We start from the raw sequence: 15,233 nt of genomic DNA, 5'->3' as shown, positions 1-15,233 counted from the left end.
TTAATTATTAACTAACATTTTACCTACTCACATGTAGAACAGTTCTTGAGAATTACCTATTAGATAATCATTTAATATGTAGTCTTGCTTTTCTTGCTTAAATAACTCAATAGGTCCTATTGTTAAATAGTTCTCTGTGCCTACAATATCATTTTTTGGTATTGATGCACTATCCATTTCTCCTTGAATCTCTTCAATATGCTCTTGAATTAATTCTATAGCATCTTGAACTATCTCAATACACGACTTAAATCTAACATCTTTACTTAAATTCCAGCCTACATGAAAACTATCTTGGGCTGCCTTATAAGCTCCTAAAGCTTGCTGATATTTCCCTAATATTTCCTCATAAGCTTCTTGATCAACAGCTAATGCATTAGCTTCCTCTTGTAGACCATAAGCTATGCTAGCTAATACAATACCTTCACTAAATAAATTATTACCCTCTATTTTTAAGCTTGTTATATCCAAGGCATGCTTATAAACAATATTAGTTGGGGATAATTTAACAGCTTCTTCATATAATTTTAGTGATGCTGCAAATTTCTGCTCTGCTTCTACCGATCTATCATTTAGTTCATCACTTTCAGCTTCCCAAGCTTCATTGCTTAATATATTTCCTTGGCTATAAGCAAAAAATGCTTTTTGTTCTCTGGTAACATCATTCTTGCTAGGATTATTACTACGATTTGTATTTAGATCTTTATCTTGTTTGAATAATTTTGTATCTTCCGTAGTTAAGGAGATTGGAGCTAGATATTTCATAGGATAAGAAGTACTTGCCAATGCTTCTATCGTTACATCTTTACTCTCTACTCGTACTTCTTCTTGCTCAGGATTGTCATATAGATCTTTAGGTAATTCCTGGTTATTTATATCACTATCCATTACCTCAACTAAAGTGTTATCTTTACTAACTAATTTCTGTTCTACTAACTTAGAATGGTAAGCTATAGACTCTTCCTGTGATAAGCGTTCGCCAGTTAAATATAACATGAAATTCTCTATTACCTCTGGTCCACAATTAGCATATTCTTGTTGTCTAGCTGGTAATTGTACAATTTGTAAGTCATGGTCTACAAATATTTGCTTTAACTTATCAGGTATGGTTTCATTAGACGGATCAATATAATATAGCTGCAGCTCATTATCTTGATCTTTAATACCCATGATTCCAGCAGCATGTTTGTTGTATAAATTCAGAGGAGCTAGTATTATCCTTGATTTAGTATCGGTCAAATCAGAAATCATTCTTTGTAGATTATTATAATTCTCTTGAAACACATAACCTTTTGCTATTATTATCTCTTCTAAACCAGCATTATTGATTCTTAATGCTAATATGTGCTCAATTGCATTCAGAGTATATTCACCAAAATAAGCGTTAATCCAACCAATGCTTGCCGCCTGCCTTAATCCTACACCTTGTAATCCAGAATTAGATTTTCGATAATTAAACCTTGGATCATTGGAAGTTGTATCTCTTGTTTTTCTGTTCTTATAATTACCTAAACCATTACCTGCTAAATCCTTACCAGTAGCAACTGGTAGTACTTTTTCACAATGTTGACATGAAGCTTGCATGACGATTTGTTCACTTTTTATAGTACTTGCTTTTCTATACCAAGATTCTGCCATATCTATCGTGCCCTTTATCTTTAACTCGGGATTTTGTTTCATATGTATACTTAGTGCATAGAAAAGTTTTTGAGCAGCACAGCTCTTATTGTATTCTTGTTTTGTTTCTTCACGATTGTATACATCATATATCTTACCCAGAGGTTTTCCTGGATCGATAAACTTAAAGTCCTTCTTCTGATCTTGATAGGCAAAATTTTGTGGTTCAAAGGTTCCTTGTGTGTAATCATTGTTTGAAATCATGACTTTCTGATGAGTATAAAATTTATTATCTCCAGATACAGTAATCATTTTAAATGTAGTCCCATTAGTAAACTCTACGGACAACACTCCCATCATCATTTCTTTTTTATCAGGATCACTACCAAAAGCTGGGATAATATGTCCCATACTTTTAAGTTTATTGGTTGCTGTTTTATTGATATCAAAATTTTCTGCTTTTTCTTGTGCTTTACTTAATTCATTACGGAAATTTGCAAGAGGAGTTTTTAATTCTCTTTGTGCTACTATCATATTTTTATGTGATGGATAATGTTCGTCCTCAAGTCGTCTACTTATACGCCCCCCAATTATTCTATCACTTTTTACGGTAGTACCTTGTAGATATTTATCTTTAATTGCTTTATTGTACTTTACACACTTTCCTAATGAGCTATAATATTCTGATACTTTGTTTGAGTCTTCAGCATATCTTTTTGCTTCTTCTAAGTCACTATTCTTTTCATATTCTTTTAAAAATGTCATAGTTTGGCCAAAACAAGCATCTTTTGTTTCTGCGGTTTGAGCTATGTTAATCACCTTCCAATTACCATCTGGATCTTTAATAACTGGAGCATAATGAGCTAATTCACCTTCTTCCCCTTCTATAATAGCTATTTTATAGCTTTCTTGCCCCGCTTTAAAGCCACCAATTGGTACAACTGTACCAGGTCCTTTTTCATGCTGTATTAATGTTTTTGACCCGTCAATATCCTCACTTACTACCTCTATATTTCTACCTGCTTGAGTAGCTGCCATTTTGATATGTAATGTTCCAGCAACCTTAAGATTACCACTTTGAATATTATCACAGAATTGTTTAAAAGTCGGTAATACCGCATAAATCTTACCGTCTTTTATCATCACATTTACATTAGACCCATGTTCTTTTTGTAAAGTTTCAACTGTCTCGCCTACAAAATTTGCCACTTCTGCTTTTAAGACACTTGGATTTTTTATGTCTTCTATTTTTATTATCTCACCTCTTAATTCAAGCGCTTTTTTCTGTCTTGTAGTTATTGGTACTATACTATCTGCACGTTGGTTCATTATAGCTATTTGAAACATTTCAGATCTGGAATCAATATGGTCTTGCAATTGTTCCATGGCGTTTGCAAACGGAGCAGTAATCATTTGCTGGATTGGTTTCATTGCCATATGTAGTAATGAACTAACTGCTGGCTGTAAAAAGCCATTCTTAATTTTTGCTTTAAAGGCAATATGCAACTTTTCTTGGGTTTTTCTTAAATCTTTAGATGCTTCACCAGAAAAAGAACAATGAACTTTATCTTGCGCTATTTGCATCTCATCAATCTTGAGAGTACCATTTTTCTGTTGTTCAGCTAAACTCTCTTCTATCCTTGCTAGCTCTACACCTAAATGATCGTAAAAATCATTATATATATTACACAACTGTGCAAAGTTTTTACTAAATTCAGCTACTCTTACTGTTTTATCTACAATAGATGCAATTGCTCCTAATAGTTTAGCTTTGCTATGACCTCTTCCTAAATTTTTTGCTGCTGTGGAAAAACCCTTTGTTATACTTCCCACTACACGTGATACTTGAGCAAAGATCTTATTACCTAGGGCTCCTGAGATCATCTGATTCAAGGATGATTCTATACATGTCTCTATACTTTGTTTAGCAACAGTAGTACCAAATTTATTATAAAGTGCATTTAGCTTATTTTCTATCGATACGGTTTTGTGATGATAAGCACTATCTTCTTTAGTCCATTTTTCAAAATATTGAACAAAATGAATATTTGCTATTTCCTCAATTAACAATTTACTGATTTCTTCTGTTCCTACAGTAACTGCTGCAGTGCCAATAGCAGTACAAGCCTCTACTATTACAGTTTTCATAATAGCTTTGGTTATTGCTGTTTTTGTTGCCAGACCAACCGCAAGCTTACCTGCTTGAGCTCCTTTTGATAAAAAACTACCTACCCCTACAGTCACAAGGGATATCATCAAACTTTGAACTTTATGCTGGCCATAAGATTTCCAACTAAAATTACCTTCTATACTAGCTTGTATTGCAAAAACTATATCTCCTATACCTTCTGCAATTAATGTTTGTGCTATAAAATGAGCTGAACCCCCAGATATTATTTCTAAAGCTACACCTGCAACAATTTGCGCCAATCCAACCATAGCACATAAAAAACAATCCCAATCCAATCCTTTATCTTCTTTATATTCTAATACAGCATCAAAACATATGTGAATATAATCCATAAGTTCGGGTGGTACTTCTCCCTCACTAAACATGGTTCTCAAATCCTTTGACTCTATTTTTATCTCTGGTAGGGTTTTTATAGTTCCGGCAACGTATTTGATGATATTTGTTATAGTCTCAATTTTTTCATCTAATTCTTTATTCTTTGATTCAGTACCAATACCTCCAGTGAAATATTCATTGGCTTTATGCCATGAATCGTCTTGTCTTTCTAATTGAAATACCTTCAGAACAACTTTTTCAATCTTACTCTTAATATAGTCTATCTTTTTTATTGGATCACTACTATCTTTCCAAGCATTTCTTCCAAGAAATTGCGGTACATACTTTGCTTTTCCTAATGGAAAATTGACCTTAGGAGGCTTAATAATATGTAATTCTCTCATTCTATTAAATAGTTCTTGACTACCTTTTGTTGCATCTTTTAGCACAATATTTTGGTCTGTAATCACACCATTTGCTTGATACATTCTCATTAATATTGTTTCTAATTCTGGGTTAATATCTTCTTGCTTTTCTTGCTCCATTAATAGGTTAAAGATTGATGTAGTAATGATATTAGCATCTGTTAATATCGCTCTTAAAATGTCAAATCCTTCTTCTTCAAGTGTAAAATCTTCTTTCTTTAATGGCTTATCTATATGTAGGTTAGATTTTAAAATTTCTGTGATTTTGCTTGACTTTTTTGCAAGACGAGAATCAATATTAAAATCCAATTGATCTATTTTGTGAATTGTATCTTCGTCATCATTAGAGTTTTTAAGATTAATAGTCTCTAAGTACTCTTTAATTTTGTCTATATAGGTACCGTCTTTTAGCGAATATTGGTTATATGAGTTTATTGCTTCAAATTTTACTTCAGTATCAAAACCAAGTTGTATCAGTAAAGCATCAAAGTTAGTTTTATCTATAGAAGAATCTTCTGATAGCTTAATTATTGTTTTAAGAGCACCTACTATTTCTTCTTTAGCAAATGATTGATTATCAAGCAATTCTATTATTTGACCGTTACTTAATTTAATCTTTCTATGACCTAAACAAAACTCTTTTATCTCAGCTTTTTGCCCAAAAAATATTGCCTCATTTTTAATCTCGCCAAATCTTTGCTCTAAAAATTTGTGATCTATGTTCAGTTTTGTATATACTTCTAGGTGAGTCAGTATGTTATTGATTTCTTTTTCTTGAAGTGAAGTGTTTCTCTTGATCACCTGAACTAACTGATGTTTAACTATTATATTGTTGCCAACGTCGAAGCCGAGTTGAGCTAGTAAAGCACTAAAGTTAGTTTTGTCTATAGAAGAAGAATTTTCTGATAGCTTAATTATTGTTTTAAGAGCACCTATTATCTCTTCTTTAACAAATAACTGATTATCTGGGTCTAGTTCTACTATTTGACCGTTACTTAATTTAATCTTTCTATGACCTAAACAAAACTCTTTTATCTCAGCTTTTTGCCCAAAAAATATTGCCTCATTTTTAATCTCGCCAAATCTTTGCTCTAAGAACGTGTGATTTATAATCAATAATTTACTAGTCAGAATGTTTTTAATCTGATCTCCTTTATCGCAAAACACTTGATGATCCAGTTGTCCTAATAATTTTTGCTCTATGTCCCCTGCTATTTTAATCACTTCTTCTACCTTAATCAGGGTTGATGTATCTTTTATAAATTTCTGTTTTGTATAGATTACAGTCTCAAAAGATGAAGGCTTTTTCTCTCTTTCTTTGTACCCCCATGATTTTTTTTGAGAATTAATTAATGAATGCACCAAATCATCTAAAACTTGTTCTTTGCAATAATGAAACACATCAGGAAATGCTATAAGTTCACTATTGGCTACTGTTACTACCTCATTATTGATATTCAATTTCTTGAGAATTTGTCTTTCTGAAACAACTTTCGCATCTAGCAAGGTTTTTAGTATGCTTTTATATGACTCATATGGGGCAAGAGAGTCAACATTACGATAGGTAACATAGTCTCCATGGGTCTGTATAAAACTAATGGCGTTGCGTTTTACGTCTGCAGATAACTTTAATGTTTGAAGCGCACATTCTTGCTTTTCTCGATCTTTAATGACCACCTTACTAGCAATAACGCATTTCTTACTGATTCTAAAATCTTTTATAATATCATACTGATCATTTAATAACTCATCAAAAACCTTTTGTGATTGATCTCCTGCTATACCAGGAGCATTAAAAGAATCGGAAGATATTTCTGAACCTACAGCTGAGTTAATTGCATTTATGTGTACAGACAATATTTGTGCTTCACCCTCATTTTGTTTAGCAAAACAGTTAGATTCTAATCCTTTACCTTGAGTTCTAGCAACTTCATTAATTGTTTTTAATATCTGATTTCTTGATAAAATCTTGCTTCTATCCTCTTCAAGCATTCTTAATGATTTTTTGAGAGCTACTTTAGCTTTTACTTTTGCATCAAAACCACTTCCTTCTTTACGAATTATACAAAATGCTTTATAGTAATAAGCTATACTAGCAAATGATGAATGCTGCTCTATGATATAATTAAAACAATCTAAAGCTTCAGAATATTGCTCATTATCTAAATATACACGACCCAGTTTGTTTAATTCTCCAGGCTCTTCAATTAATCCATATTCATTATCTAATTTGTTATTTATTTCACTTGCAAAAACTTCATATTCCTTTAAAACTTCACCATTTCCAGTCTCATGGATCTTATCAAACTTATCACCCATTTTATTTAACCAGATGGCCCACTTATTTTTTAAACTATCTATCTGTAATTTGAGAGGATCCTTCGATGTCTTTTGTTGCTTGAACTTGTATTCACTTTGCAATTTACTTTCTACAGTTTGTTGCAATTTATTAAACTCACCAAATAATTCATCTTCTAATTTTATTTTTGGTAACTGTTCTTTTTGTACAACTGCAAGTCTCTTAGTCTCTTCTTCATTTCTCTCTTTCTTTAACTGAGATATATCAATATCTTCGCCCTGTTTTCTAGGATCAAATACTATGTACGTAGCAGTACCTTTATTACCTGCTCTTGCTGTCCTACCGAAAGCTTGTTTTTCTATTCTAAAATTTTTTGGCATATATGATAATATAACATGCAAACCACCATTTTCTTCAACTTGCTTACTGACCTCTAGATCTGCACCCCTACCCGCAATATTTGTTGCAATTACTATATCTCCAGCTTCTAAACAGGATACATCAAACTTTTTGTACGCCCTATCGTACTTGTAAATTTTATATTCGTCAGGCTTATATTCATTAGGATTATTAAATTTCTTTCTTACTTTCTCTTCTATGCATTTTAAGTCAGATATATTGTCACAAATTATTAATATAGCTCTTCGACTATCATCTTTTTTACTCCCATGTTTAGCTTTAGATTCTTTTTGATAAAACTCTACATCTTTTTGACCCTTTGTTCTTGCTGCATCAATATAATCTATTTCTTCTCTGATCTTACTAACTGCAATATTCGCTTCTTCAAGTTTTTCTTTGGCTTGATTATGCAATGTTACTATATTAAGTTCTCGCACTTTAGTTTTAAAATCAGCACCAAATTGTTCTATATCGTATTCTGGAACACTATCACTACTTTTAGGAAGAAAAGTTAAAAATTGCTCTAATATTGTAGTTAACTCATTATCTGTACCAGATTCCTTCAATGTACTAATTTCATCACTTATTCTCTTTATATTGGTCTTAAACTTATCCAATATAGGTTTTTCACAAATTTTGATAACCTCATTACTTGTTCTCTCCATCGCTTCATAAATTTTAATCTTATCTTCACATTGTACCTGTTGTAGGTCTAAGACTTTTTTTGCCTCATTACGAATGTTATAATCTTGTATTAATTTTTCTAATGATTCTTGCTCTTGTTTGAGCTTCTTTTTCATTAATTCACTATATTCTTGGGTATATGTTAATTGTTGACCCATATTCTCATCAATGTTCTCTAGAATGTTCTGTAGCCATTCTTCAGAAGTACCAACTATTGATTCCGATTCAAAATCATATTCAAAACGATATGTTTTAAACCTTGGGATCTCAAAAAAATCTATTCCATACACATCACTAAGTAGCTTTCTTTCTTCAATATCTCCTACTGTACCTGTCATACCATATAAATTCTGATAACTTTGAAAGTAACCAGCATTTGAAATATATACAGCCTTTAAACTTTCGTCACTTAATTTACCACTATGTTTTAATTGTATAAATTGATGTAATCCATTACTCCATTTGATCGAAGTTTGTTCAACCCCTGTATCCTTATCCATTATTATTACTTCATTCTGCTTTTGTGACTCTACATCACCTATTATATAAGCATTATCTTCTTCTATGTATTTCGCATCATAAGCACTTTCTATCCATGTTTTAAGATTCATTTGTACAAAGTCATACAAGGTACTAGGTATTAGAACTTTAAAATCATCTTCTTGTGGTGAACTATTATTATTTTCAACATTACAAATGATTTTGTTTATATATTTTATGATTTTTTGAACATTCTCTTCACTATAATATCTTTCCTCTCGACTATTTACTGCGGCCCAAATATGTATAAATACATCTCTCAAATGTCTCATATCTGTGATATTATGTGATATATAAAGTGTCTTAGCAGCATTATCTATCATCATACTGTCGACTTCATCTAATATCAGCACATCGCCTAAACCGCTTCCTCCCCTAATATCCTTTTTAAAAAATTGACTTAATAGAATATCTCTTTGAAAATAACCAGTTTCACCATATATTATGCTACAACTTTCATATCTATTCTTTCTTTCTTGTTCTCCTGTATCTGCTTTCTCACATATTTCATCACAATTATTACTAGCTTTTAAACCAAACATCTCAAAAAAACCTTGATACCCTTCTTTTGTTCCTGGTTCTCTTACCTGAGAATCTCTTATAGCTAATACTTTTGAACTAGTTACTATATCTACTCTTTTACCTATTAATCCCAAGCATGTTGCCAACATCACTGTTATTAATGTCTTACCTTCACCTGTATAAACATTTCCTAATCTACCTTTTTTATTATTATCATCTAAAAATAACAGAAGAGACATTAATTGGGTATCTCTTGGCCCCTTCGGATGATGATCATAGATCTTTACAGCTTGTATGATCACTGATATTATTTCACTTATAGTCTCAGTTGATTCAGTAGAGCTCCATGAAAACATTTCAATATGTTTAGGACTGTTTTTAAAGTTCTGTGCCCATTCCTTAATCTCTTGCTCTTGCCATTCGTTTATATTTTTAGGTTGTTCATGAATTTTTGATTTTTTATTCAAATTCCGTGCTTCTGCTAATAATTTTTCAATTAATGTTTCATCTTCTCCTTCTCTTGTATTTTCCAGACAGAGCTTTATCGCGGCATTGATTCCATCAGAGTTTATCTTATCTCCTTCTTTCATTAAGCCTAATAACTGTTTTATTGGTAACGCTTCTCCACCTTCTGGTTCATTATTTGAAAATAATTTTTCCTCCCATTCATTTAAGTGTTGTGAAAGTTGTGCTATTGCTTCACATTTATATGACCTATAAATAATTTTGTTTAAAATAAGGTTTAATTTTTTAATGTTGTAATTGTTAGAATCTTGCTCCTTTGCATCAAGATTTTTGATTTTTGCAAATAATGCTGCCAGTAGGTCTTTTCCTTTTTCTTCTTTAAGTTGATATAATAAATCAACTGTTTTACCTTTCTCTTTATTTCTGCATTGGTTAAAAGTTGTAGTATTTAATTCATTTAGAATTATTGCTTTTTCCAGAAAACTGCTCCATAAAGAAAGATCTTTATCTTCCAAGTCTCTAAAGAAATCTCGACGTAGATATGCCTTACTTTTTATAACCAGCTCTATAATCATTGGTAAATTATCTAAGTTCTGTTGTCCTCGTGCTTGCAAAATAAATATTTTACAGAAATCATTTATCTCTGCAAATGCTCTGGTAGATAGGATAAATTTTAGTTTATCTATAGCGTTCCTAAGTTTTTTGTTATCTCCTGCATCTACCTGGCTAAATAATAAATTTACTGTAATATTCTGTTTATTGCTGGATTTTATAACATGATTAACTGTTGTTAAATCGTCTACCTGCACAAGAGAGTATATAGATTGTTTAATTTCCTCTAATGTAGAAAATTTAGCTATATTATTACAAATTAAATCTAAGGTATTTAGCGCTTCATTTACATTACCTTTTTCTTCATGAAAGAATCTAAATGCATTTAGAATATCGGCTATTTGAGTTGCACCGTGATCTTGATCTGAGGTTTTTGACAATATTAGATCTATAACTACATTTAACCTCAAAGCAATTAACTCCTCTGCCCACATTATAATTGGTGATCCATTATCCGCGTCAAAGATCTTTTGTATTGAATTTATTATTGGATTTGTTGTAGGTTGTTTACTGCATTGTTCTAATAATTTTTTTATTTCTTCATCTAGCGTTTTATCTACCTCCTGTTGTGCCAAGTTATCAATTTCTTCTTTTTGGCCTGTTATCCCAAAACTTAAGAGTGCTTTTACATGCTCTTTCTCTTCACTATACAAGAATTGCAGAATATGACTTAAATCAACTCCTGTAATTTCTCCTTGTTCTTTTTGAACAGTTTTTATTATAAAATTCGTTTTTTCTTCGTTGTTTTCAGTTTCCAACCATTTAGAGGTATATTTTATAAAACCTGTAACTGATATATTATTATATAAACGCTTCAACGCTGCTTGAATATCCGTTTTTCTTTGCTCTATATCTTCAGTATCGGCAGTAACATTTAAAATTTTGTCTAAAAACAGATCATAGTATTTACATATATGTTCTCTGATATAATACTGAATCTCTAGTAACAATATTTGGCTGTTATTTTTATCTTGAATGATTTCTTTTATTTTTGTGTTGTCTACTTCTTGTTCTTGTATTGGTAGGCTAAATTGATCTAATCTATCTTTATGATAGTTCTTTACTAATTTATTAATAAAGTTTTTATAATCTACCTTCTTATTACTACAAAAACTATCAGGTAATTGTAATAATAATTTAAGATGGATTATTTTATCTTCATCTTTTTCTTCAGTGCCAAATTTAGCAAAAATATCTTTTAATGTAGAGTTTACTTCGATATCAAGGAGGTCATTAATAAAATTTACTTCTTTTTGTTCCAAAGATTCCTTAATTTCTTTAATCTTAACCTCCTGCTGTGATGTATCGTCAACCCTATGGGAGGATATTAGTAAAAATGGCGATCGATTTAAGTTCGTGTTAACACAAGTTACTAATTGTTCTAAGTGATCGATAAAATCTTTATGGCTTTTTTTTCTTTGCGCACTCTGAACAATCTGCCACACGTTAAATGCGTTTATGATAGATTTTTCTAACAGTATAATAAGCTTTTTAGTTAACACTTCTTCTTTGGGATTTGCTTGTTCTAGAGTATTTTTTTTATCCTCTAATACTTTATTTTTGTATATTCTTAATATGTTCGTTGCAAAAGATTCTAGATCTGTATTGGTTTCTTTGTTACTTAACTCACGAATTAGACTTTCCAAATGTTCTTTAGTAAATTTTGGGTCATGTTCTTGTATAATAAGACTTAATTTTTTAAACTTATGCTGTTCTTTTATTTCCGTGTTTGATAAAATTTTCTCCCACGACAATTCTTTTTTGTTAATTTTTTCGATAAAAGCTTCTACATTTAGTTCTCCATCTATCAAACCATTTAGTATAATCTTATTTTTTTTCTGGTTTATAACTGTTTGGATGGAAACAATACTAACCTTGTTAGTCTCGGCTAATTCCTGTGGTAAGTGTTTATTTACAGAATCATTTAAACACTTAAAAAATTCTTCAGAATCTTTAGTAGGTACTACTACACTTCTTAACCATATAATTTCTGGTATACTGTCTTGAAGTAGTTCATTTAATTTTTCTCGTAAAAAATTATTTAGTGCTAATTGTTTTTTAACTTGATCTTCTTCCTCACTAAATAATCTAAATCCAGATTCTTTATATGTTTTATATATTAACGTATTCCTTAACGATTTTAGCTTTGATACCAGTGCTGTGTTTAATTTTTCTCTCTCTATGTCCTCATTATCTTTATTGTTAATTTTTCGCTCTTGTATTACATCTGCATTAAATAAATCTATGGCGATTCTAAGCTCAGAAATAACCTCTTGATCATATTTATCATTAATCATTAAATATTTAATGATGTTATAATAATCACTTAGAAATTTGTTGATTATATCTTCAAAAGCCTTGTCGCTCTCTAGATGTTCTTCTCGTAACAATAGGTAATATATGAGATCTTTAGTAATATTGACAAGGTTTTTTATATTTTTATTAGAGTTGTATGTATCTATTGCAGCTTTTAATTGACTTAATTTATATTTCTTATACTGTATAGACAGTTCATTTCTATAGTCTTCTATTGACTTTTCATAAGTGGCTTGCTTTTCCTTTAAAGAATTTATATCTTCGCTTAACCTGTAATATTCTTCTCGATCAATATTGACAATGACCGTCTTGTTTCTAAAAAATACTTCTTTTCCTTCCTGTTCTTTAATTCTGCCACTATTATCAAATAAATCCTCTAGTTTAATTGTTTGTCCGGTTTGAGTCTCTCTTCTATAATCACTTTTCGTCTCCAAAGAACCGTCTATAATCTTTTCAAGATGGTTTAGAATATTTATTGGTAAATTGCTACTAGTAGCAAATACTAATGCATTAAGCGTTTCTGATATTTTGTGCTCAATATATTCTGCTTTTTCTCCATCTTTTAATGTTGAGTCCTCAATAATGCCAGTAATACCTAATTTTAAAGTATTAAATTCTTCCTTTCTTTTTGAATACGATATATCTTCTGCATGTCCTTCTGCTACTAACCTATCAAGTTTATCTAAATATAATTTGATTATCTTAGTATAATTCTCCTTATTGCTTTTATCCAATATTCCACAATATCTACCAAATTCTTTGGCGATACTATTTTTAATTTCTAAAACTTCTTTATATTGCTTTTCTTGATAATTGAGTCTATCCTCAAACAGCTCGGTTATCTTTTTTAGTTCTATATGATCTGCGCTGTTTAATATAAATGCCTGCAAAAAATTTATTTTATCTCTCTTATTTTCTGCAACTGATAAGTCTGCTTTGTTACTTAAATTATTAATTGTTTCATATATACTCTGGCTACTTAGTTTTCCAACCTCAGTCATATTATCTATATGGTATTCTAACTCTTCTAGGTTGAGATTATCGTCTTCAGATGTACAGTATGCTTCTACAATGCCTAATATGATCTTCTCTTTTTGATCTAATACGTTCTCCTTTTCTTTATCTAAACTAATTCCCTGTTTTTGAACAAAGTGTTTCCACTGTTTTGATATGATCTGTTGTTTTAATTTTTCTAGTTCAGTGCTTATTGCGCTGATATCTCCTGCCTTATCTACTCCAACTTTTGGAATTGAGTATGATTGTGCTTCTAACTGGTGCAATATCTGGTCATAAAATGTATGGCGATGATAATAATTAGAAGAAAATCTTTCCAGCCCTACTACCATAGACATAATAAGATAATTCAAGCTACTACTAGCACCAAATCTATTTTCTAAAATATTTAATTCTTTAAATATAGTTGCTATTTTTTCATCACATAACTGATTATATTGTTCTTCTAATTGATAATATTGTTCTTGTGATTCTATATTGTTCTCTGAGTTTGTGTTTTGACTATAATATCCTTGCAATTCTTTAGATATTTCTTCTATACTTTTTGAAACGCTACTATCCAATATCTTTTCTTCTATATTATAAATTAATGACTGAAGTGTTAAAAACTCTATTGTCTTATAATCAGTTAATAACTTAATTTTATCTTCATCACTTGATGATGGTAATAGTGAATTAATAATTTCCTCTATTTTTCCTTCTTCTGTTCTTACAGTACTCAAGTCAATGTCTTGGTTATCTTTCTTCAAAGCCTTGGTTAAAATATCCTTCTTATACCTAGCACTCTCTATCTTATTTATCTTTCCTTGTAATTCTTCATTAACTGCTTGTATTATTAAAGATACTTGATTGTTATTTTTTGCTTGCGTTTTTATAACTTCTAATATCAAACCTTGTACATCTTCTGCTTCTAATTCTCCTACTGACTCATATCGATTCTGTATTTTGGCTGTCCAGTCCTTTAATATTTCGTCTATTTTTTCATTGAAATTATTTTCCTCACCCAGAGATATCTTTTGCTCTTTTGTATTATCTTGTTCTGAAATGATCGCAGTTGCAGCAATCACATCTTTTTCAATAACTTCTATTTTCTCATCTAATGCTGCTATTTTACTAAGTATCTCAGATGTTGAGTCCGTTAGTATTTCTGACTCTTGTTGCAACTGTTTTGGTTGGGAAGTTACGGATCTTAATGGCGTTATTGTAGGTTGTTGTGCTTGAGGAACTTCTCTAGTATCTGTTGTTGCTTTCATTATTAAATACTTCACAATTACTATTTAAAAATCTCGATAGCCAGCTTTTCAAGCATAGCTTTTTATAATCCAAAACAATTGATCATTTTACATATTCGGGGTAAGGCTAGACATAGGTAAAAATATAATTAGTTATATAGAGATTACAAATTAGAGGATAATCAAGGTTACCACATTTATTACAAAAAGGTAACGTAATATTTACGAACTTATCATAAAAATGTTTTATGTAATAGATAATTTTGTTAAATTTTTAAGCAACATAAAAATAATTATTACTTTCTAATAGATTATTACTACCCTACGCAAAAGTCATGAATTTTCCTAAAATTCTTAACAATTAAGATAAATTTAACAAAATTATCTATTACATAAAACATTTTTATGATAAGTTCGTAAATATTACGTTACCTTTTTGTAATAAATGTGGTAACCTTGATTATCCTCTAATTTGTAATCTCTATATAACTAATTATATTTTTACCTATGTCTAGCCTTACCCCGAATATGTAAAATGATCAATTGTTTTGGATTATAAAAAGCTATGCTTGAAAAGCTGGCTATCGAGATTTTTAAATAGT

The 15,233-nt window shown here is 30.5% G+C and carries 1 protein-coding gene; it reads right to left on the bottom strand.

From position 1 onward, the window contains the following. Window positions 1–27: 27 nt before the first annotated feature. On the bottom strand, window positions 28–14,652 hold the full coding sequence (locus ACFELV_RS00725; protein ID WP_375326319.1) for a hypothetical protein: 14,625 nt from the start codon (window positions 14,650–14,652) through the stop codon (window positions 28–30). Window positions 14,653–15,233: the final 581 nt, after the last annotated feature.

This window comes from Candidatus Tisiphia endosymbiont of Nemotelus uliginosus (genome assembly GCF_964264835.1).
In the GTDB taxonomy this organism is placed as follows: domain Bacteria; phylum Pseudomonadota; class Alphaproteobacteria; order Rickettsiales; family Rickettsiaceae; genus Tisiphia.
The sequence above is the reverse complement of the archived record's forward strand: the minus strand, read 5'-3'. Positions and strand labels throughout refer to the sequence as shown.